This is a genomic window from Mesorhizobium sp. M7A.F.Ca.US.007.01.2.1, assembly GCF_003998165.1.
In the GTDB taxonomy this organism is placed as follows: Bacteria; Pseudomonadota; Alphaproteobacteria; order Rhizobiales; family Rhizobiaceae; genus Mesorhizobium; species Mesorhizobium ciceri.
The window spans coordinates 1-20153 of sequence record NZ_RZQP01000108.1 but is presented as its reverse complement, the minus strand read 5'-3'; the positions used below and the strand labels follow the sequence as shown (position 1 = coordinate 20153).

Genomic DNA, 20153 nt, shown 5'->3' with positions numbered 1-20153 from the left:
CGCCTGAACTGTGATACCCGAAGCCTCCGGTCATGGCGACGCCAAGCGGCACCCGTCGGGCCAGCCGCTTCATCTGATGCGGCAGGAACGGTGCGTCGGTGGCGATGACGGCGATGATCGAACCCTTTTCGGCGCGCGGTGTGCCTTCGCGGACAGCCGGTTCGACGAGTTGCGGCCCGGCGCGCAGGCCGCGAATGGCAATATTGCGCCGTTTGCCAAAATTGGACTGCACGAAGGCGCCGACCGTATAGGCACGGCCGTGCCATTCGACGATGCGCGATGCCGTGCCGGAGCCGGCCTTGAAGCCGAAGGTGATCATGCCGGTGCCGCCGCCGACGCTGCCTTCCTCGATCGGTCCGCCGGCGGCACCGTCGAGGGCCTGCGCAACATGCTCCGACGTCAAATGGTGGCCGTTGATGTCGTTGAGGAAGCCGTCATAGGTCTCCGCCGCCACCGGCAGTCCCCAGCCGCTGTCAAGCGCCGCCGGCAGCACGCTTTGCATCCAGCGCAGCGTGCCGTCGCGGGAAACGCCGCAGGAATGCGTGTTGGTGATGGTGATCGGGAAGTTGAAAGCGCCGGTTTCCTCGACGATGTGCGAGCCGGTCAGTTCGCCGTTTCCGTTCTGGCTGAAGATCCCGGCGAAGACCGGGTTGGCGAGGTCGGCAAGCGGCCTGGGCAGGATCGCGGTCACGCCGGTGCGAACCGGTCCCTCGCCGACGACAAGCGTGCCATCGCCCGAGATCAGCGTCGCATAGCCGACCGCGACGCCGGGCACATCGGTGATCGCGTTGAACGGTCCAGGCCGTCCGTCGAAGCCGATGCCGAAATTTCGCGCGCGCGGTTTGCCTGAGGGCGTTGCCAGATGATGCGGATTGTCGGTCATGGTGTCAGAATAGGGATCCCTGATTGCCAGGCTCTTTGGCCTTGGCCGCCGGCTTGGCCACGGCTTTCGGTTTTGCCGTGCCGCTGATTGCCACCGCATCGGCGGTCCCGTCGGCGAACTCGAGCGAAAGCGCCATTCCCGACACCACGTCGGCAGCCTGCTTGACGACGGCGCCGTCCGCATCCCTCACCAGCGCAAAGCCGCGGGCCAGGACGGCCTTGTGCGACAGCGACGCCATCAACCTGTCGGCCTGGACGACGCGGCCGCGCAGGCGCTCCAGCCTGAGCACCACTGCTTGCGTGCCGCGTCTTGTCAAAGCTGTCAGCAAATCCCTCTGCACGCGTTGCCGCCGTGCCGTCGGCTCGATCGTGATGCGGCCTTGCAGCATGGCCAGTTGCTGCTTGTGCCGCTGCAGCGAAGCCCTGGCACATTTTGGCAATTGATCCGCCGCCCGGTTAAGCTCCGCACGCCGGGCTCTTGCCATCGCACGCAGTGCCCCTTGTGCTCGCAAAAGATTGCGTTCGTTGGTGCGCCGGGCCTCTGCAATGCGCTGCGACAGCATTGCCGGTGTCAGTTTCACGGCAAAAAACCTTGCACGCTTGCGTTCGGTGGAGACCAACAGGCCCCGGCCGAGCCTGGATGTCGCCTCATCGAGGCGCCGGCGCGGCAGCGCCAGCAATTGATCGGGCGAGGGCAGAGCCCGGGCGGCGGCACGGGCGGCCTGCCGCTTGCGCTCGAAATTGCGCAGCACCGCCGCTTTCAGCCGCGCACCGAGGCTGGCAAGCGTTGCTTCGAGGTCGGCCTTCACCGGCACGGCGATTTCGGCCGCGCCTGTCGGTGTCGGCGCCCGCACGTCGGCGACGAGGTCGATCAGCGTCCAGTCGGTCTCGTGGCCGACAGCCGAGATCACCGGAATGCCGGAAGCGGCAACCGCGCGGGCGAGCGCCTCGTCGTTGAACCCCCAGAGGTCTTCGAGGCTGCCGCCGCCACGCGCCACGATCAACAGATCGGGCCGCTGGATGGCGCCATCCCATGCCAGCGCGTTGAAGCCGTTGACCGCGGCTGTCACTTCCGCGCCTGACGTCTCGCCCTGAACACGCACCGGCCAGACCAGGACATGCAGCGGAAAGCGGTCCTTGATGCGGTGGATGATGTCGCGGATGACGGACCCTGTCGGCGAGGTGACGACGCCGATGACGCGCGGCATAAACGGCAGCAGCCGCTTGCGACCGGTGTCGAACAGCCCCTCGGCCTGCAGCCGCCGCTTGCGCTCTTCCAGCAGCGCCATCAGGGCGCCGGCGCCGGCAGGCTCCAGATTGTCGATGACGATCTGGTAGTTGGATTTGCCGGGATAGGTGGTGAGCTTGCCGGTGGCGATCACCTCCATGCCCTCTTCGGGACGGAACTTCAGCCGGCTCATCGTGCCTTTCCACACCACGGCGTCGAGCCGCGCGCGGTCGTCCTTCAGCGCGAAATAGGCATGACCTGAGGAATGCGGCCCGCGATAGCCTGATATCTCGCCACGCACCCGCACATTGCCGAAAACGTCCTCGACCGTGCGCTTCAGCGCGCCGGAAATCTCGCTCACCGTATATTCGGCGGCGTTGGTGCGTGATTCGGATGCTGCTTCGCTCATCCGTCGATTGGGGAACGGTTGGGCGCCCGCGTCAAGGCGGTTGCGTCGGGCCAGCCGTTCATAACCCGCACACCTGGCCCTGCCTACCAGCCGGGCAGGATCTGGTTCGGCTTGGTTCGCCGCAGCTTGGTGAAGGCAAGCGCTGCGAAATCGAACGTTCCGGGGTCTTCGCCGACCGGCACCGAGATGTTGTCCAGGCTTTCCGAAATATGGCGGGCGAGCGCATCGACGATCTCCGGCCGCGACGTCTGGCCGCGCATGATGCCGATGCGGCAATCGGGCAGGGCGCCGAAGCCGTCGGCTTCGCCCAGCACCCGCATACCGGGTCTGAGCGCGCATTCCGGCAGCACCGAGATTGCCAGCCCGGAAAGAACCGCGGCGGTGATGACGGTGGCCGAGAAACTGGTGAACAGGATGCGATAGTCGCGGTTCTGCTGGTCGAGCACATCGACCGCGGCGCGCCGCCAGATGCAGTTCGGCCGGCCGAAGGCCATCGGCAGCGTTTCCTGCTCATGCGTGGCATGGTTGGCCGAGGTGACCCACAGCAGCGGTTCGCGCCGCACCACCTCCGACTGGCCGCGTACGTCGTTGTGCGTCACCAGCGCGAGATCGAGATTGCCGCGCTTGATATGCTCGACCAGCCCCGGCGTCGGCTCGCAGATGACGGTGAGTTCGACGCGCGGATTGGAGCGGGTGAACCGTGCCATGATCTCGGGCAGGAAACGATCGGCGTAGTCGTCGGGCGTGCCGATGCGGATCGTGCCTTCGAGCCGCCGGTCGTCGAAGGCCGCCAGGGTCTCGCGGTTGAGATAGAGCAGCCGCCGCGCATAGGAGAGCAGCTTGTCGCCTTCCTCGGTCAGCCTGTTGGTGCGTCCGTCCTTTTCGAACAGCGGCTTGCCGATCCGCTCCTCCAGCCGGCGCATCTGCATCGACACCGCTGACTGGGTCCGGTGCACCTCTTCGGCTGCTCGCGTGAAGCTGCCGGTATCGGCGATCGAGATGAAGGTCTGCAATTGATCGAGATCGAGCGGCGATTTCATCGATATGATCCATCACTGGTGTTGATGGTAAAGATTAGAAACATTCGTTGGATTAATCAATCGGCCGATGGCAAATTGGCATTGTCCACATGAAGGCATGTGAATCGAAGCCGGAACGGCCGCTGTCGCCAGCGCCGATCGCAAGGCTTTGCCCGTTCGAGTCTGAAGGAGACCGACAATGACCACGTTCGATTTCGCCACCGAGACCTCGCGCATCACCTCGCGTCCGGCCGTTGCGACGCGCGTGGCCAACACCGTCTCCAACATCTACCGCGCCTGGAAAAACCGCCGCGCCTTCTATCGCCTTGGCGAGATGTCGGACGCCGAACTCGCCGATATCGGCCTGACGCGCGCCGACCTGCATGTCGCTATCGACGTGCCGTTTGGCCGCGACCCGACGGCGATGCTGCGCGAGATCGCCAGCGATCGCATCGAAACGATCGAGGATTTCGCTCGCAAGGTGGCCTGATCGGATGCTTGTTGTTTAGGTTGCCGTGAACCTTTTCAGGGTTCGACGCGACTGACGAGTATGCAGGCTCCCACTCCCTGCCGGATCCCCCCGGCCCGCCTGCACTCTGCCCGGTCCTCCCAGGACCGGGCTTTTCTCTTTCTACCTCAGCGAAGACCGCCTACCGCCGGTCCATGTCCCGCTTAAACTGGTCGAAGATTGTCTCCACGCCCTTCTGGTAGTCATCACGCTGCTGGGCGCCGGTTTCGAACATCTTGCCGAACAGGTCGTCGAACGGGTTTTTCGGACGGCCGCTCGGATTGGCCTGTGGCTGCGGTGCCTGACGTTGCGGGGGCGCTTGAGGCTGTTGCGGCGCCGGCTGTCCGCCGGGGATGCCGCCTAAGCCACCGCCACCTTGCCGCAGCATCTCCTCGAAGATTTTCCCCAGCGGATTGTCTCCGTAGGGGCTTTGCGTCTGCTGGGGCTGCGGCTGCGCCCGCCCCTGCGGCTGCGGCTGAGGCGCGCCACCGCCGAACATGTCCTGCAGCACCTTGCCGAGCGGATTGTCGCCGTAGGGATTGGGTGCCGGCTGCGTCTGGCTTTGCGGCTGTGGCTGAGCCGCGCCGCCGCCGAACATGTCCTGCAACACCTTGCCGAGCGGGTTGTCCATCGGGTTCTGGGGCGGCGGCGCCTGGCGCGGCTGCGGCGCCGGGGCCTGCATGCCGCCGCCTTGCCGCATCATCTGCTCGATGATCTCGCCGAGCGGATTGTTGCCGCCGCCGCCAAAACCACCGGCGGCCTGCATCTGGTTTGCCGTCTGCTTGAACAGCCCGCCCATGACCATCGAGGCGATCGCCGGCAGCATCTGCTGCAGGATCTGCTGATTGACGCCGCTGGCTTGCGCCGCCTGGCTGGCCACGGCGCGAGACAGATCCTTCGAACCGAACAGGTGCCCGAGAATGCCGTTGCCCTCATCGACGCCTTGCGGCGAGAAGGCCCGGGTTGCGTCCTCGAAATACTTGGCGTGCTGGCCGCTGGCCATCGCCGTCATGAAGGCGCCGAGCCCATAGGGGTCGGCGGTGTTGCGTTGCAGCCCCTGCGAAAAGGCCGGCAGCAATGCAGCGACCGCGGCTTGCGTCTGCTGCATCGAAAGCCCGTATTGCTGGGCAAGGGCCTGCATGCCATTGCCGTTCTGGGCCTGCGTCAGCATGTCGAACAAGGTGGGCATCGGCGTCTCCTCCGGAAATCCTCGCCGAAGAAGCCTAGTTTGTTTCCACTTCCGATTGAAGCGACTTTTGCCGGCCGGTCAGCTTTGCCAAATCCGAGGGTTAATAGGCGTATTCCATGAAAACCGGCTCGATCGAGCCGCCCCAGCGCGTGTGATAGGCCGACAGCATCTCCTCGGCGCTGGTGGTGCCCCGCGCCACCACTTCGTCCAACGTGTTGAGGAAGGAGGTCTCGTCGTAGCCGTCGCGGTTCTTCTTGCCACGGTTCTTCAGTCCCATGCGGGAAATGACCATCACGTCACGCGCGATCTCGCGCAGCGTGGTGTTGCGGAACGGTGCGGAGATGCCTTGTTCCGGCACGGCATTGCGCATCGCCAGCGTTTCTTCATACGTCCAGCTCGAGGTCAGCGCCTCGGCGGCATCGAGTGCGGCCTCATCATAAAGCAATCCGACCCAGAAGGCCGGCAGCGCGCAGATGCGCCGCCACGGCCCGCCATCGGCGCCGCGCATCTCGAGGAAGCGCTTCAGCCGCACATCCGGGAACAGCGTTGACAGATGGTTCGCCCAGTCGCCCATTGTCGGCAGCCCGTCCGGCACTTCATTGCGCGCGGCCCCGGCCATGAACTGGCGGAAGGTGATGTGGGTCATGTCGTGATAGCGGTCGTCGCGGATGACGAAATACATCGGTACGTCGAGCGCCCATTCGACATAGTCGGCGAAACCGAAATCGGGCGAGAAGCAGAATTCGAGCAGGCCCGAGCGCTGGTTGTCGGTGTCACGCCATATGTCGCCGCGCCAGCTCTGCAAGCCGTTCGGGTGGCTTTCGGTGAAAGGCGAATTGGCGAACAAGGCCGTCGACAGCGGCTGCAGCTTCAACGACACCTGCATCTTGCGGCGCATGTCGGCCTCGCTCTCGAAGTCGAGATTCACCTGGATCGTGCAGGTGCGGTACATCATGTCGAGGCCCTTGGTGCCGACCTTGGGCATGTAGCGCGTCATGATCTCGTAGCGCGATTTCGGCATTTTCGGCGTCTCGGCAAGCGACCATTTCGGGCTGCCGCCGAGGCCGAGGAAGCGGATGCCCATCGGTTCGGCGATCTCGCGCACCTGCGCCAGATGGGCATTGCCCTCGCGGCAGGTCTGGTGGATCGTCTCCAGCGGTGCGCCGGAAAGCTCGAACTGGCCGCCGGGTTCCAGCGAAATCGCACCCTGGCCGGTCGGTTCGACCAGGCCGATGATGCGGCCGTCATCGACGATCGGATCCCAGCCGAGCTTTTCCTGCATGCCTTCGAGGATGGCGCGGATGCCACGCTCGCCGCCATAGGGGACCGGTGCATTGCCGTCGACATAGAAGGGGAATTTCTCGTGCTCGGTGCCGATGCGCCATTTGTCGCGCGGCTTGTTGCCTTCGGCCAGGTGCTCGACGAGTTCGTCGACACCTTCGATCGGGCGGAAATCGGTCGTATCGCGCGCCATGATGGTACCCTCAGAGGCGGCCGGATGACCGCCGGCGGTAAATGGACGAAATGTCAGCAGACGATCAAGCGAAAAATCCTGAGCCACAGGTCAACAGGAATTGAACGTTGCTGGAACTCTGCGTCCCTTGCAAGGGATGACGTCTCACCAGTCTCCGACCGTTGCCTGCATCACCGCGAATGCGGCCACCGCCGCCGTATCGGCGCGCAGGATACGCGGGCCGAGCGGAATGGCGGTGACGAAGGGCAGGGCGCGCAGCATCTTGCGCTCATCGTCGGAAAAGCCACCCTCCGGCCCGACCAGCAGCCCAAGCTTCTTTTCCTTGACCGCCTGCAGCGCGGCCAGCGGATTGTTGGTCGAAGCATCCTCGTCGCAGAAGATCAGCCGTCGCTCTGTGTCCCAGCCGGTCAACAGGCGGTCGAATTTTTCGGCTTCGCGCACCTGAGGCACCGCCAGGATGCCGCATTGCTCGGCGGCTTCGACGACATTGGCGCGCAGGCGATCGATCGACGGCTTGGCCACTTGCGTGTGCTGGGTAATGACCGGCTGCAGGATGCCGGCGCCCATCTCGACCGCCTTCTGCACGAGATAATCGAGCCGGCCCTGCTTCAGCGGCGCAAAGCAGTAGACGAGATCGGGCAGAGGCGGCTGCGGCCGCTGCAGCGCCGACACCTTCAGCCGCACCGCCCTTTTCGTCTTCGCCGATATGGCCGCCGACCACTCGCCGTCGCGGCCATTGAACACCAGGATTTCGGCGCCTTCGCCAAGCCGCAGCACATGCAGGAGATAGTGGCTCTGCTGTTGGCCGGCGTCGAATTCGATGTCCGGCGCGAGATCGTCGGTCACGAACAGACGTTGCATTTTGTAATTGGCGCGCATCGCCGAGGAATGAGCGAGCCTGCCGCCGGCGTCAAGCCTCGGCGGTCGGATGCCACACCGGCCGAAAGCCGTGCCGCAGCACGCAGAGCGTCGTGGCCGGCGTCAGTAGCGAGAGTGTCTTGCTTTTGAGCATGTCGAAATCGTTGGGGTGCTCATATCCCGCAAAGGACCAGCGCCGTGCCTTGCCGCTACGCAGGGCATAAACAGTGCCGCCATCCGCAACCATGGCGCCGTCCGGCAGGCCGGCAAGGTCTTCAACCGCAATCACTGGCGGCTTGCCGCCTGACGCCAGCCGTTCCTTGTGCAGTCGCTTGTCGACCATCGGCGCGCGCGGTTCGGCGATGCCGAAGGCTTCGCCGAAGCGGCCGACGAAATCCCTGGCCCGTTCGCGCTGGCAAAAGAAGCAGGGGCGATGCCCGGCCGCCAATGCGGTCACCTCGTCGAGGAAGAACAGCTCGGTCCAGCCCGCTTTACCGCCCTTCCGGTTGCGGCCCATCGGTTCGCGCTGCACATTTCGGAATTGGCAGACGCAGATGATCCAGGCTTGAAGCGCCCAGCGCTTTTTCTTGAGCGTCTTCGTCTCGGGATCGTGGATGATGCCGCGATTGCCGGTGAACATGCCGCGATCGGGCACCGCGTGGATGATACCGAACGGATCGACCCGGTTCTGCAGTGGCATAGTTTTCTCTCCGGACACGCATCTTGGCTGCAATGCGAGCGGCATGATATCGCTCGTCGCAGCTTTTTCATGTCAGCAGGGTTTTGCGATGCGGGTGCTGGTGGTCCAGAACTACGACAATACCGGCCTCGGCCAGGTCGGCGCAGCACTTGCGGAAGCGGGCGCCGATCTCGACCTGCGTCTCCCTTACAGGGGCGATCCCCTGCCGGATGACGCGGCCGGGCATGATGCCATGGTGGTGCTCGGCGGGGGCCAGAATGCGCTGGCCGACGATGAGTACCCCTATTTCCCGGCACTGCTCGAACTGACCCGCGACTTTGCCGACAAGGATCGCGCCGTGCTCGGCATCTGCCTGGGCAGCCAGCTCGTCGCTCGTGCCTTTGGTGGCGAGAACCGTATCGGCGGCGCCAATGAGTTCGGTTGGCACGGCGTGTCGCTGACGCCTGACGCCAAGGCCGATCCGGTGCTGGGCGCTCTGCCGGCAAAGTTCCCGATCTTCCAATGGCACGACGACACCTTCGTGTTGCCCGAAAACGCCGTGCGGCTTGCCGGCAACGATGTCGCCGAGAACCAGGCATTTCGCGTCGGCCGCGCCGTGTACGGTTTCCAGTTTCACTTCGAGGCCGACCGGCCGATGGTCAAGGACTGGAGCGCGTCCTTTGCCCCGACCATCGCTGCGCGCCATCCCGACTGGGCCGGCAAGCTCGATGGCGAAATGGCCCGCAACGGGCCCGATGCGGATGCCGCTGGCCTCGCCATTGCCCGGGCCTGGGTAGCGACCATCTGAGCGTTGGTCTCTCCGTACCCTCCAGCGTGACATAATTGGCACGCGGCGGTGAAACCGCCTGGGGAAAACGGTTTCATTCTTGGCTTGTGTCCGCCCGCCATCCTAGAAGGCGCGCGCTCTGCATCTTCTGTGCAACGGCTATGAACCTTTTGTGTGACCCGCGCGACACACCGTTGATACAGAACATGCCTAGAAGCGCAAAATCGTCGAAACTTTGAAGCGAATTCTCCGTTTCAACGCATTGGTAACCGCCTGGTGCACAGATGCAGAAAGCTCAACAAGAGATGACCTCCGTGAAAGCAGCGCTTCTGTCCTTTGCCATGTTGTCCGCCATCGTGCTGTGCGGTCTCGGCATCTATGCCGCCGACGCAGCCAACAACCACAACGCCGTCGACGGTTACGGCGTCACCGCCTCGCTGCGCTAAAGCGGGAAGCGTCTTTCGCATCCTCCGACGCGCGGCGCTCAAGCTTCCTTGATCGTCATTGTCAGGATGCGTTTGTCCGCGCCGTCGACGACGAGCGCGCTCAGCATGCCTGATTGCCAGGCAAGCGTGTCGACATTGACGCGATTTGCCATCACTTCCGCCTCCGGCACCGGCGTGTGGCCGTGCACCACGATCTTCGGATAGAGGTCGGGGTGGTTGTGGAAGACGTCGCGGATCCAGATCAGATCCTGCGGGTTTTGCTTCTCCAGAGGAATGCCCGGCCTGATGCCGGCATGGCAGAAGAAGAAGTCCCCGAAAGTCACGGAAAACGGCAGCGATCGCAGGAAGTCGATGTGGCTTTGCGGCACGGCCTCGACCAGTGCCTGATGTCCTCTGCGCACGGCCGATTCGGCCTTGCCGAACCACACGCTTGTGCCTTCACTGATCGTTACGCCGTAAGACTGTGCCGTCTGGATGCCGCCGAACCGGATGAAAAGTCCTTCCGGGTCAGGGGTCTTGAGAAAATCGAGAAAGCCGATGTCGTGGTTGCCAGCCAGCATCAGGTGACGAGGGTCTCGCTCTTGCGCTTCGATCAGGAAGTCGATGACGCCCTTCGAGTCCGGCCCGCGGTCGACATAGTCGCCAAGATGGATGACGCGCCAGTCGGCAGGCGCCTCCTGCTCGATCTCGGCCCTGATGCGCAGATGCATGGCGGCCAGCAGGTCGAGCCGGCCGTGGACGTCGCCGATCGCATAGAGACGCATGCCGTCCGGCCCATGCGCGTCGAGAAAATGGATGCCGGGTTCTGCCAACTTTTCGGTGTCTCCGTGGTCAGGCGGTCACGGGACCTGGCGCCGGAGCTGGTCCTTGCCCATGTCGGTGACAAGACGCTTTCCGCACAGCGCCAGCGTGATGTCCATCTCCTTGCGGATGATTTCCAACGCCTTGGTAACCCCTTCCTTGCCAAGCGCCCCCAGGCCGTAAAGAAACGGCCGGCCTATATAGGTTCCCTTGGCACCGAGGCAAAGCGCCTTCAGGACATCCTGGCCGGAGCGGATGCCGCCATCCATATGCACTTCGATCGTGTCGCCGACCGCGTCGGCAATCTCTTCCAGCACGCCGATCGACGACGACGCACCATCGAGCTGGCGCCCGCCATGGTTGGAAACGATGATCGCGTCGGCGCCGGTCTTGGCCGCCATCAGCGCGTCCTCCTTGTCGAGAATGCCCTTGAGGATCAGCTTGCCGCCCCAGCGCTCCTTGATCCAGGCGACGTCCTTCCACGACAGATGCAGGTCGAACTGCTCCGTCGTCCACGATGCCAGCGAGGCCATGTTGCCGACGCCCTTGGCGTGGCCGACAATGTTGCGGAAGGTCCGCCGCTTGGTGCCGGCCATGGCGGCGCACCAGCGCGGGCGGATGGCCATGTCGAAGATGTTCGTCAGCGTCAGCTTGGGTGGCGCCGAAAGCCCGTTACGGATGTCCTTGTGGCGCTGACCGAGAATCTGCAGGTCGAGCGTCAGCACGAGCGCCGAGCATTTCGCCGCCTTTGCCCTGTCGATCAGGTTGAGCACGAAATCCTTGTCACGCAGCACATAGAGCTGAAACCAGAACGGCTTCGTGGTAACCGAGGCGACATCCTCGATCGAGCAGATGCTCATCGTCGACAAGGTAAACGGCACGCCGAATTCCTCCGCCGCCTGCGCCGCCAGCATCTCGCCATTGGCGTGCTGCATGCCGGTCATGCCGGTTGGCGCCAATGCCACCGGCATAGACACTTTCTCGCCGATCATCGTCGATGCCAGCGAACGGTTGTCCATGTCGACGAGGACGCGCTGGCGGAACTTGATCTTCTGGAAATCCTCTTCGTTGGCCCGATACGTGCTTTCGGTCCACGAACCGGAATCGGCATAGTCGAAGAACATCTTCGGCACACGCCGGCGTGCGAGGTCCTTGAGGTCGGCGATGGTCAGGATCTGGCTCATGGGCTTCCCGTTTCGATAGCTAGGAGCGTTTGCGTGCTGGTTCTGTATCGGTGGCGTCAACGCGCTGTTTCAACCTCAGCCGCGAGACGCGCTGCCAGTCGCCGCTGCGCTCGGCCTCCGCCATCGACCGTTCGACATAGGTGATGTGGTCCATCGCCGCCTGGCGGGCGGTGGCCGGGTCGCCGGCCTTCACCGCCGCATGGATCGCCCGGTGCTGCGCGAGCAGGGCGTCGCGCGCGCCGGGCACGGTGAACACCAGCAGCCGGTTCTGGAACACGCCCTCCGACAGCAGCCGATAACAGGAGCGCAGCGTGTGCAAAAGGATGATGTTGTGCGCGCATTCGCAGATCGCGTGGTGGAACTCGACGTCGATCTCGGCCTCGTCGTCGAAGTCGCCGGTCCGGTGCGCATCGTCCATGCGTGCCATGATCTTATCGAGCAGCGCCATGTCGTCTGGGGTGGCGCGCCGTGCCGCATATTCAGCCGCAACCCCTTCGATCTCGCGGCGGTATTCCAGATAGTCGGTCACTGCCTTGCGGTGCATCGAGATCAGGTCCGTCACCGGTTTGGTGAAGAGCTGGCCGATGACATCGGCGACATGCGTGCCGCCGCCGGGCCTTGTCGTCAAAAGGCCGCGTCCTTCCAGTGCCTTCAGGGCGTCACGCAGGATCGGCCGGGATACGTCGAACTGGCGTGCAAGCTCGCGCTCGCCCGGCAGCCGGTCGCCGGTGCGCAGCACGCCTTCGAGGATGAGGCTCTCGATCTGCTGCACCACCTCGTCGGCGGTGCGCGAATGCTCGATCCTGGAAAAAATGTCGCTCAACAGAATGCCTGGAAGGTGAACCGATGCCGCAGAATAGAGCCTGCCTCGCCAACTGGTCAAATTATTTATCCAATTGACAAAAAGCAGGCCGATTTCCCGCCCGATCCCGTGATCTTCGGCTAACTTTGCCGTTTGCGTCGTCAGGCCATTGGCACTAGAGGGACGCGAGTGCAAGCGGGTTCAAGGAAACCCCCGGGGAACAAGCCGTGTCAGACGACCCGTCCGATCTCGAATTCCAGCCGCGCGCCAAGGGCAGCGTCATGGGCTTTCCCGCGCATGAGGGCCGGCCCGGCGCACTCGGCGAGGTTCATGCCCGGCCGCATCCGCTGATCGAAAAGCCACGCGTCCTGATGCAACTCGCCTTCATGACGGAGGGCGGCTCCGGCGTCGACCACGCGGTGCTTTCCGAACTGTCGCGGCGCCTCGGCATCGCCGCGCCCGATCGCCAGGCCCGCCACCATGCCATGAAATGGGGCAAGGGCTCGCTGCGCTGGGAGCGGCACACCGAATTCTCGACCTATTTGTGGGAAGGGCCGCTTTCCGAAAGCGGCAGGACGCAGGAGGACTCACCCTTCGGCAACGGGTTTTCCCCGCCGGGAACCTGCATCTCCGGCATCAGGCTCGAAATCCGCAAATGGACGCAAGCAAGCGAGCAACTGATAGCCGGTTTCGATCCGACCAGCCTGTGCTACTCGCTGGTCGAGCGCGGAAACGCCGCCATCGTTACCGATTTTCGCCAGGATGGCGATGGCTTGACGCGCATGCTGCTGCTCGATCGCGGCTTGACCCCGGCGCGCACCGGCGCGTTGTCGCAGCGGCTTATCGACATCGAAACCTATCGGACGCTGGCCATGCTCGGCCTGCCGCTGGCGTTGACCTTGTCCGGCCGCGCCCGCCGCATCGAAGACCGGCTGGCGCAGACCACGCTGGAGATGAAGGTCGCCGGGACACGGGACAGCCAGACCTTGCTGGCCGATCTGACCGAACTTGCGGCGGAGCTGGAGGCGGACGCGGCGTCGAGCCTTTACCGTTTCGGCGCCAGCCGCGCCTATGACGGCATCGTCGGCGAACGGCTGGACGCACTCGAGGAAGAGGCTGTGCCCGGCTATGACACATGGCGCGGGTTCCTGCAGCGCCGTGTGGCGCCCGCAATGCGCACCTGCCGCTCGGTCGAGGAGCGGCAGGAAAATCTATCGCGAAAACTGACCCGCGCCACGACTCTGCTGCGCACCTGGGTCGATGTCGAGGTCGAGAAGCAGAACCGCGACCTGCTTGCCTCGATGAACAACCGCGCCCGCCTGCAATTGCGCCTGCAGCAGACCGTCGAGGGGCTCTCGGTCGCCGCCGTCTCCTATTATGTGGTCGGCCTTGTCGGCTATGTCGCCAAGGGCGCCTCGATCTTCGGCCATGCCTTCGCGCCGGAGATCATTACCGCTGCTTCGGTGCCTGTCGCCATCCTGCTGGTCTGGTGGGGCGTGCGCCGCGTGCGCCGGATGCACTCCGAACCCGGCAAGCCGCCCGGCGAATAGCAGCGGCAGATTGCCGCTGCGTAAGCCTGTCTCCGCCTTGAAGTTGGATTCGCCGCCATTACAGGATTTGCACCCAACGCGCTTCACTGGTAAAAGATTTTGACCAGTCAAGCGAAATGAGGCTGCTGATGTCCGGCCTGGCCATGCCGAAACCAGACGATGCCACGATGCGCCGGCGCGACGAGATCGTCGCCGACATGCGCATCATCGTGCCGGGTGAGGGCGTCGTCGACGCCGCCAATTCCATGCGCGCCTTCGAGAGCGACGGCCTGACCGCCTATCGGCAGCTGCCGCTGGTCGTCGTGCTGCCGCAAACGGTGGCGCAGGTTTCGCGCGTGCTGAAATACTGCAACGACCGCAACATCCGCGTCGTGCCGCGCGGCTCCGGCACCTCGCTGTCGGGCGGGGCGCTGCCGCTCGAGGACGCGGTGCTGCTGGTCATGAGCCGTTTCAACCGTATCCTCGGGATCGATTTTCCCAATCGCGTCGTCGTTGCCCAGCCGGGCGTCACCAATCTCGGCATCACCACCGCCGTCGAGCAGGAGGGCTTTTACTACGCCCCCGATCCATCCTCCCAGATCGCCTGCTCGATCGGCGGCAATGTCGCGGAGAATTCCGGCGGCGTGCACTGCCTGAAATACGGCCTCACAGCCAACAATGTGCTCGGCATCGAGATGGTGCTGATGAATGGCGAGGTGGTGCGGCTGGGCGGCAGTCACCTCGATGCGGAAGGCTACGACCTGCTCGGCGTCATGACCGGGTCCGAAGGGCTGCTCGGCGTCGTCACCGAGGTCACCGTGCGCATCCTGAAGAAGCCGGAGACGGCACGTGCACTGCTGATCGGCTTCCCGACTAGCGAGCAGGGCGGCCAGTGCGTTGCCGACATCATCGGCGCCGGCATCATCCCGGGCGGCATGGAGATGATGGACCGGCCGGCGATCCATGCGGCGGAAGATTTCGTTCATGCCGGCTATCCCCTCGATGTCGAGGCGCTGCTGATCGTCGAGCTCGACGGGCCGGGCGTCGAGGTCGATCATCTGATCGGGCTGGTCGAGGCGATCGCCTACAAGAACGGCTCGACCACCTGTCGCATTTCGCAGTCCGAACAGGAACGGCTGAGCTTCTGGGCCGGCCGCAAGGCGGCGTTTCCGGCCGTCGGCCGCATCTCGCCCGACTACTACTGCATGGACGGCACCATCCCGCGCAAGGAGCTGCCGCGCGTGCTCGCCGGCATGCGCGAGCTGTCGGAAAAATACGGTCTCGGCGTCGCCAATGTCTTTCATGCCGGTGACGGCAATCTGCATCCGCTGATCCTCTACGACGCCAACGTACCGGGCGAACTCGACAAGGCTGAAAGCTTCGGCGCCGACATATTGCGGCTCTGCGTCAAGGTCGGCGGCGTCTTGACCGGCGAACACGGTGTGGGCGTGGAAAAACGCGACCTGATGCCGGAGATGTTCACCCAGATCGATCTCGACCAGCAGATGCGGGTCAAATGCGCCTTCGATCCCAACCATCTGCTCAACCCGGGAAAAGTATTTCCGCAGCTGCGGCGATGCGCCGAGCTCGGGCGGATGCATGTGCACCGCGGGCAGGTGGCGTTTCCGGACATTCCGAGGTTTTGAGGGTGATGACGGCGCGTGAACACCCCCCTCTGTCCTGCCGGACATCTCCCCCTCAAGGGGGGAGATTGGCAGCTTGCGCGCCTCGCCCTTCCGTCATCATTGAAGATTGGCGAAGCCATATGCGACATCTGATCTCCCCCCTTGAGGGGGAGATGTCCGGCAGGACAGAGGGGGGCGCCAAGGAACTCGGCATATCCGAACTCGCATCTGGCGCGGTCTCTTCATGACCACCTTCACCCCGACCACCCCATCCGAAGTCCTCTCCACCATAGCCTGGGCCGTGGCGGAAGAGGCGCCGCTCGAACTCCTCGGCCATGGCTCCAAGCGTGGCATCGGCCGGCCGCTGCAAACCGAACACACGCTCGACCTGTCGAAATTATCTGACGTCACGCTCTATGAACCGGCTGAACTGGTGCTGTCGGCCAAGGCAGGCACACCGTTGGCCGAGATCGAAAAACTGCTGGCGGAAAACGGCCAGCAGCTCGCTTTCGAGCCGATGGATTACGGCCCGCTGCTTGGTGGCGAACCGGGCAAAGGTACGATCGGCGGTGTGCTCGGCGCTAACCTCTCCGGTCCGCGCCGGCTCAAGGCGGGGGCCGCGCGCGACCATGTCCTGGGCATCAATGTGGTGTCCGGTCGTGGCGAGGCCTTCAAGTCGGGCGGTCGCGTGGTCAAGAACGTCACCGGCTATGACATGTCGAAGCTGATGGCCAACAGCTGGGGCACGCTGGCCGTCTTCACCGACGTCACCTTCAAGGTGCTGCCGGCAGCCGAGACCGAAGTCACGCTCGCCATCCGTAGCCTGCTCGACGATGCCGCGGCCGCCGCCATGGCCCTGGCGCTTGGCTCGAGTGCTGAAGTATCGAGTGCCGCCCACCTGCCGGAGCGGATCGCCGCGCGCGTCGCCAGCGGCAGTCTCGGCAGCGAGGCCGCCACGCTGCTGCGCGTCGAGGGTTTCGGCCCGTCGGTCGCCTACCGCATCGCCGCGCTGAAAACGCTGCTCGGCAATGCCGGCCCGCTGGAGGAGATTGGCGGCGAGGTTTCGCGGCTGATCTGGCGCGACGTTCGCGATTGCAGGCCTTTCGCCGACGGCAGCGAGAAGCCGGTCTGGCGCATCTCGATGACGCCTTCTCAGAGCCACCAGATGGTCCTGACGCTGCGCATGCAGGCCGCCGTCAGCGCCTTTTATGACTGGCAGGGCGGACTGGTTTGGCTGCGCATGGAACAGGGCGATCCGGAAGCCGCTCTGCTGCGCGGGCTGTTGAGGAAACATGGCGGCGGCCATGCGACGCTGGTGCGCGCCGCACCCTCGCATCGCGCCGCTCTACCGGTGTTCGAGCCGCAGCCGCCCGCTCTTGCTGCACTATCGGTCCGCCTGAAACAGGAATTCGACCCCAAGAATATCTTCAATCCCGGCCGCATGGCCTAGGACATCAGCGATGCAGACCAATTTTTCGCTTGCCCAGCTTGCCGATCCGCATGTCGCGGAATCGGAAAAGATCCTGCGCAAATGCGTGCATTGCGGCTTCTGCACTGCGACGTGCCCGACCTATGTGACGCTCGGCAACGAGCTCGATTCACCGCGCGGGCGCATCTACCTGATCAAGGACATGCTGGAAAACGGCCGTCCGGCCGACAAGCAGATCGTCACCCATATCGATCGCTGCCTGTCGTGCCTTGCCTGCATGACCACCTGTCCGTCGGGCGTCAACTACATGCATCTGGTCGACCATGCCCGCGCCCATATCCAGGAGACCTACAAGCGGCCACTGCTCGACCGCCTGACCCGCGCCATGCTGGCCTTCGTACTGCCCTATCCCCAGCGCTTTCGCGCCGCGCTCAAGCTGGCGAAGCTGGGCAAGCCGTTCATAGGCTTGTTCGACAAGGTTCCGGCGCTGAAGCCGCTCAGTGCGATGCTCAAGCTCGCACCGGCCTCGATCCCGGCAGCTTCGCCGATGGCCTCGCCAGGCATCCATGCCGGGCAGGGGACCAAAAGAGGCCGCGTCGCCATCCTCACCGGCTGCGCGCAATCGGTGCTCGATCCCGCCATCAATGAGGCGACGATTTCGCTGCTGACACGGCTCGGCGTCGAGGTCTTGGTGCCGCCGGGCGAAGGCTGTTGCGGTGCGCTGGTCCATCATATGGGGCGCGAACAGGCCGCGCTTGCCTCGGCGAGGCAGAATGTCGACGCCTGGACACGCGCCCTCGACCAGGGCGGGCTCGATGCCATCGTCATCACCGCCTCGGGCTGCGGCACGACGATCAAGGACTACGGTTTCATGCTGCGGCTCGACCCGGCCTATGCCGACAAGGCCGCGCGCGTCTCGGCACTGGCCAAGGACGTTACCGAATATCTCTCGACCCTCGACCTGCCCGAACCGGTTCGCAAGCCGGGCACTGTCGTTGCCTATCACTCGGCCTGCTCGATGCAGCACGGCCAGAAGATCACCCGCCAGCCGAAAGAACTGCTGGCCAAGGCCGGCTTCATCGTGCGCGAGCCGCGCGAAGGGCATCTCTGCTGCGGCTCCGCCGGCACCTACAACATCCTGCAGCCCGAGATCTCGGCCAAACTGCGCGACCGCAAGGTGAAAAACATCGAGGCGACGGGTGCCTCGATGGTCGCCACCGGCAACATCGGCTGCATCACGCAAATCGCTTCCGCCGCGAAGATGCCGGTGGTGCACACGATAAAGCTGCTCGACTGGGCTTATGGTGGGCCGAAGCCGGAAGGTGTTCTGGAAGAAAGCCTGGTTGCCGCGGAATAAGTCGCCCTGTCCTTACTCCGCCGCAAGCCTGTCGGCCGTACCGTAGGTCGCCTCATAAAGCGCGCGCTGGCGGCTGAGCGCGACCATGGTGTTGCGCAGCAGGATGGCGACCGTGATCGGGCCGACGCCGCCCGGCACCGGGGTGATCCAGGAGGCGACCTCGCGCACGCTTTCAGTGTCGACGTCGCCGACGATGCGGCTGGAGCCGTCGGGGGCGATTTCGGAATTGATGCCGATGTCGATGACGGCAGCGCCCGGCTTGACCATGTCGGCCTTGATCAGCCGCGGCTTGCCGACGGCTACGAACAGCGCATCGGCGCGCCTTGCATGGGCGGCGACCGATCGCGTCATGTGGTGGCAGACCGTCACCGTCGCGCCCTCGCTCATCAACAGGAAGGCGATCGGCTTGCCGACGATTTCCGAATGGCCGACGATGACGACTTCCAGTCCCTTGAGGTCGAGGCCGGTTTCCTTCAGCAGCTCGACCGAGGCGGCCGCCGTGCAAGGCGCGAGATCGAGCTGGTTGTAGACGATGTTGCCGATCGAGGCCGGATGCATCCCTTCGACATCCTTCAGCGGATGCACCGCCGCTTGCAGCGTCTTGATCGGAATATGCGCTGGCACGGGCCGCTGGATGATGATGCCGGTAACGCGCGGATCGGCATTCAGGCCGTGGATCGCAGCTTCCAACTCGCCTGCTGTGATGGTGGCGGGAAAGCGCCGTTCCTCGAAATCGATGCCGGCGAGCTCAGCCTTGGCGCGCTGGTTGCGCACATAGACATCCACCGCATCGGTGTCGCCGACGGTGATCGAGATCAGCTTGGGCGGAAAACCCTCGGCTTTGGCGATCGCTGCGTCCTCGCGAACGGCGGCGATGATGCGCTGGGCTACCGGGCCGCCCTTGAGATAACGGCTGTCTTCGGACAGAGGCATGGGTGAACTCTTTTGTGGAACTTGCCACCCAGATAGCAAAAGAACGCGGCAAAGGGCAGCATGAAAGCGAACCGCTATGCCCGTTGCGCGACGCGTGGGTGACCTTTTGCCCTCGATTTCTGCTCAAAACGGAAAGGGCAGCGCGGTTTCCCGTGCTGCCCTTCCTGACCGGCCGCATCCCCATACGGCCCGTCCCCCGTATCCCTAAACTGGCCTCGAAAAGCGGACTGCTTTGCCGGCCAGGTGATTCGCAAGGACTATTATATCACCTCGACCGTGGTTCCGACATTGACCCGCTCATAGAGATCGACGACGTCCTCATTGCGCATGCGGATGCAGCCCGACGACACCGCGCCGCCGATCGTCCACGGCTGGTTGGTGCCATGGATGCGGTATTCGGTGGTGCCGAGGTAGAGCGCACGGGCACCAAGCGGGTTCTCCATGCCGCCGGCAAGATAGGTCGGCAAATAGCGGCCCTTGGCGGCTTCGCGCTTGATCATCTGCGCCGGCGGGCGCCAGTCCGGCCACTCGCGCTTGTTGGTGATCTTGTGCGTACCCGACCATTCGAAGCCCGGCTTGCCGGTGCCGACGCCATAGCGCCTTGCCTTGCCGTTCTTCTCGACCAGGAAGAGGAAATTCTGCGTGGTGTCGATGACGATCGTGCCCGGCTTCTGGCCTCCGTCATAGTCGACTTCCTGCGGCAGGTAGATCGGGTTGATCTGGGGACGCGCGACCATGCGCTTGGCCGGCGGCTGCACCGCCGCCGTCTGCACCCGGTCGGGCTGCGCCGGGCGCAGATGTCGCTGCTGCTGCACCACCTGCCGGTTCTGGCGCACGATGCCGGGCGCATGGCCAAGCTGCAGCACCCAGGGTGCGGAAAGGTCGGGGCTCACCATCACCGGCGGCCTGTCGGCATAGCGGTCGCCGGCGGTTGAGGGTGTGACGCCGGCGGCAAACACAGCCACGGCGCCGAGCACGGGAAACAACACTGTCTTCATCGTAACGCACCTTGAT

General features: G+C 64.3%; 19 protein-coding genes. 7 read left to right on the top strand and 12 right to left on the bottom strand.

What is annotated here, in order from left to right; all coding sequences use genetic code 11:
* The 3 genes from EN949_RS19745 to EN949_RS19735 all read right to left on the bottom strand — a co-directional run.
* The coding region (locus EN949_RS19745; RefSeq protein ID WP_164782516.1) for a P1 family peptidase at nucleotides 1-883 on the bottom strand (883 nt) is incomplete at its 3' end.
* A gap of 4 nt (nucleotides 884-887) precedes the next feature.
* Entirely contained in the window at nucleotides 888-2519 is a 1632-nt protein-coding gene (gene xseA / locus EN949_RS19740; protein WP_127367109.1) for an exodeoxyribonuclease VII large subunit, read from the bottom strand.
* Nucleotides 2520-2602: 83 nt separating this feature from the next.
* A complete protein-coding gene (locus tag EN949_RS19735) occupies nucleotides 2603-3559 on the bottom strand; it encodes a LysR substrate-binding domain-containing protein (protein ID WP_013530338.1) in 957 nt (318 codons plus the stop codon).
* A gap of 178 nt (nucleotides 3560-3737) precedes the next feature.
* Between EN949_RS19735 and EN949_RS19730 the strand changes: the two genes are divergently transcribed.
* Nucleotides 3738-4028: a DUF1127 domain-containing protein gene (locus EN949_RS19730; protein ID WP_013530339.1), complete on the top strand. Its 291-nt coding sequence runs from the start codon at nucleotides 3738-3740 to the stop codon at nucleotides 4026-4028.
* 160 nt (nucleotides 4029-4188) lie between these two features.
* Here the strand turns inward: EN949_RS19730 and EN949_RS19725 are convergent, their stop codons facing one another.
* The 4 genes from EN949_RS19725 to EN949_RS19710 all read right to left on the bottom strand — a co-directional run bounded on the left by EN949_RS19725 (nucleotide 4189) and on the right by EN949_RS19710 (nucleotide 8267).
* On the bottom strand, nucleotides 4189-5235 hold the full coding sequence (locus EN949_RS19725; protein WP_024502320.1) for a DUF937 domain-containing protein: 1047 nt from the start codon (nucleotides 5233-5235) through the stop codon (nucleotides 4189-4191).
* Between the two features lie 100 nt (nucleotides 5236-5335).
* On the bottom strand, nucleotides 5336-6709 hold the full coding sequence (locus tag EN949_RS19720; protein ID WP_013530341.1) for a glutamate--cysteine ligase: 1374 nt from the start codon (nucleotides 6707-6709) through the stop codon (nucleotides 5336-5338).
* Between the two features lie 144 nt (nucleotides 6710-6853).
* Nucleotides 6854-7588, bottom strand: coding sequence for a 16S rRNA (uracil(1498)-N(3))-methyltransferase (locus EN949_RS19715; protein ID WP_127366732.1), 735 nt, complete (start codon nucleotides 7586-7588; stop codon nucleotides 6854-6856).
* 31 nt (nucleotides 7589-7619) lie between these two features.
* Nucleotides 7620-8267, bottom strand: a complete 648-nt coding sequence (locus EN949_RS19710; RefSeq protein ID WP_013530343.1) for a hypothetical protein — start codon at nucleotides 8265-8267, stop codon at nucleotides 7620-7622.
* 88 nt (nucleotides 8268-8355) lie between these two features.
* On the opposite strand from EN949_RS19710, the gene EN949_RS19705 reads away from it, so the two are divergent.
* Both EN949_RS19705 and EN949_RS37135 read left to right on the top strand, forming a co-directional pair.
* Nucleotides 8356-9054, top strand: coding sequence for a type 1 glutamine amidotransferase (locus EN949_RS19705; protein ID WP_027162214.1), 699 nt, complete (start codon nucleotides 8356-8358; stop codon nucleotides 9052-9054).
* Between the two features lie 293 nt (nucleotides 9055-9347).
* Complete coding sequence (locus EN949_RS37135; protein ID WP_013893872.1) at nucleotides 9348-9479, top strand: hypothetical protein; 132 nt, start codon at nucleotides 9348-9350, stop codon at nucleotides 9477-9479.
* A gap of 38 nt (nucleotides 9480-9517) precedes the next feature.
* Here EN949_RS37135 and EN949_RS19695 read toward each other — a convergent pair whose 3' ends face one another.
* Genes EN949_RS19695 through EN949_RS19685 form a run of 3 tightly spaced genes read right to left on the bottom strand, consistent with a single transcriptional unit; the run spans nucleotide 9518 to nucleotide 12287 of the window.
* On the bottom strand, nucleotides 9518-10291 hold the full coding sequence (locus EN949_RS19695) for a metallophosphoesterase (RefSeq protein WP_127366731.1): 774 nt from the start codon (nucleotides 10289-10291) through the stop codon (nucleotides 9518-9520).
* Nucleotides 10292-10318: 27 nt separating this feature from the next.
* Complete coding sequence (locus EN949_RS19690; RefSeq protein ID WP_064994655.1) at nucleotides 10319-11464, bottom strand: alpha-hydroxy acid oxidase; 1146 nt, start codon at nucleotides 11462-11464, stop codon at nucleotides 10319-10321.
* A gap of 19 nt (nucleotides 11465-11483) precedes the next feature.
* On the bottom strand, nucleotides 11484-12287 hold the full coding sequence (locus EN949_RS19685) for an FCD domain-containing protein (RefSeq protein WP_032808722.1): 804 nt from the start codon (nucleotides 12285-12287) through the stop codon (nucleotides 11484-11486).
* A gap of 206 nt (nucleotides 12288-12493) precedes the next feature.
* Here EN949_RS19685 and EN949_RS19680 point away from each other — a divergent pair, with 206 nt between their 5' ends.
* The 4 genes from EN949_RS19680 (at nucleotide 12494) to glcF (ending at nucleotide 18206) form a co-directional block, all read left to right on the top strand.
* Nucleotides 12494-13816: a DUF3422 family protein gene (locus EN949_RS19680; protein WP_013530349.1), complete on the top strand. Its 1323-nt coding sequence runs from the start codon at nucleotides 12494-12496 to the stop codon at nucleotides 13814-13816.
* 128 nt (nucleotides 13817-13944) lie between these two features.
* Nucleotides 13945-15441 carry an FAD-linked oxidase C-terminal domain-containing protein gene (locus EN949_RS19675; protein ID WP_013530350.1) on the top strand — a complete coding sequence of 499 codons (1497 nt, stop codon included), beginning with the start codon at nucleotides 13945-13947 and terminating at the stop codon, nucleotides 15439-15441.
* Between the two features lie 223 nt (nucleotides 15442-15664).
* Entirely contained in the window at nucleotides 15665-16870 is a 1206-nt protein-coding gene (locus EN949_RS19665) for an FAD-binding protein (RefSeq protein ID WP_024502329.1), read from the top strand.
* A gap of 10 nt (nucleotides 16871-16880) precedes the next feature.
* Nucleotides 16881-18206: a glycolate oxidase subunit GlcF gene (gene glcF / locus EN949_RS19660; protein WP_127367383.1), complete on the top strand. Its 1326-nt coding sequence runs from the start codon at nucleotides 16881-16883 to the stop codon at nucleotides 18204-18206.
* A gap of 12 nt (nucleotides 18207-18218) precedes the next feature.
* Here the strand turns inward: glcF and EN949_RS19655 are convergent, their stop codons facing one another.
* Together EN949_RS19655 and EN949_RS19650 are read right to left on the bottom strand one after the other, a co-directional pair.
* Complete coding sequence (locus tag EN949_RS19655; protein WP_013530353.1) at nucleotides 18219-19139, bottom strand: bifunctional 5,10-methylenetetrahydrofolate dehydrogenase/5,10-methenyltetrahydrofolate cyclohydrolase; 921 nt, start codon at nucleotides 19137-19139, stop codon at nucleotides 18219-18221.
* Between the two features lie 260 nt (nucleotides 19140-19399).
* Complete coding sequence (locus EN949_RS19650; protein ID WP_127371127.1) at nucleotides 19400-20137, bottom strand: L,D-transpeptidase; 738 nt, start codon at nucleotides 20135-20137, stop codon at nucleotides 19400-19402.
* Between the last annotated feature and the right edge of the window lie 16 nt (nucleotides 20138-20153).

Bases quoted from the DNA above. Each gene is read 5' to 3' on its own strand.
- xseA (WP_127367109.1), bottom strand. From the start codon at position 2,519: ATGAGCGAAGCAGCATCCGAATCACGCACCAACGCCGCCGAATATACG.
- EN949_RS19735 (WP_013530338.1), bottom strand. From the start codon at position 3,559: ATGAAATCGCCGCTCGATCTCGATCAATTGCAGACCTTCATCTCGATC.
- EN949_RS19730 (WP_013530339.1), top strand. From the start codon at position 3,738: ATGACCACGTTCGATTTCGCCACCGAGACCTCGCGCATCACCTCGCGT.
- EN949_RS19725 (WP_024502320.1), bottom strand. From the start codon at position 5,235: ATGCCCACCTTGTTCGACATGCTGACGCAGGCCCAGAACGGCAATGGC.
- EN949_RS19720 (WP_013530341.1), bottom strand. From the start codon at position 6,709: ATGGCGCGCGATACGACCGATTTCCGCCCGATCGAAGGTGTCGACGAA.
- EN949_RS19715 (WP_127366732.1), bottom strand. From the start codon at position 7,588: ATGCGCGCCAATTACAAAATGCAACGTCTGTTCGTGACCGACGATCTC.
- EN949_RS19710 (WP_013530343.1), bottom strand. From the start codon at position 8,267: ATGCCACTGCAGAACCGGGTCGATCCGTTCGGTATCATCCACGCGGTG.
- EN949_RS19705 (WP_027162214.1), top strand. From the start codon at position 8,356: ATGCGGGTGCTGGTGGTCCAGAACTACGACAATACCGGCCTCGGCCAG.
- EN949_RS19690 (WP_064994655.1), bottom strand. From the start codon at position 11,464: ATGAGCCAGATCCTGACCATCGCCGACCTCAAGGACCTCGCACGCCGG.
- EN949_RS19675 (WP_013530350.1), top strand. From the start codon at position 13,945: ATGTCCGGCCTGGCCATGCCGAAACCAGACGATGCCACGATGCGCCGG.
- EN949_RS19665 (WP_024502329.1), top strand. From the start codon at position 15,665: ATGACCACCTTCACCCCGACCACCCCATCCGAAGTCCTCTCCACCATA.
- glcF (WP_127367383.1), top strand. From the start codon at position 16,881: ATGCAGACCAATTTTTCGCTTGCCCAGCTTGCCGATCCGCATGTCGCG.
- EN949_RS19655 (WP_013530353.1), bottom strand. From the start codon at position 19,139: ATGCCTCTGTCCGAAGACAGCCGTTATCTCAAGGGCGGCCCGGTAGCC.
- EN949_RS19650 (WP_127371127.1), bottom strand. From the start codon at position 20,137: ATGAAGACAGTGTTGTTTCCCGTGCTCGGCGCCGTGGCTGTGTTTGCC.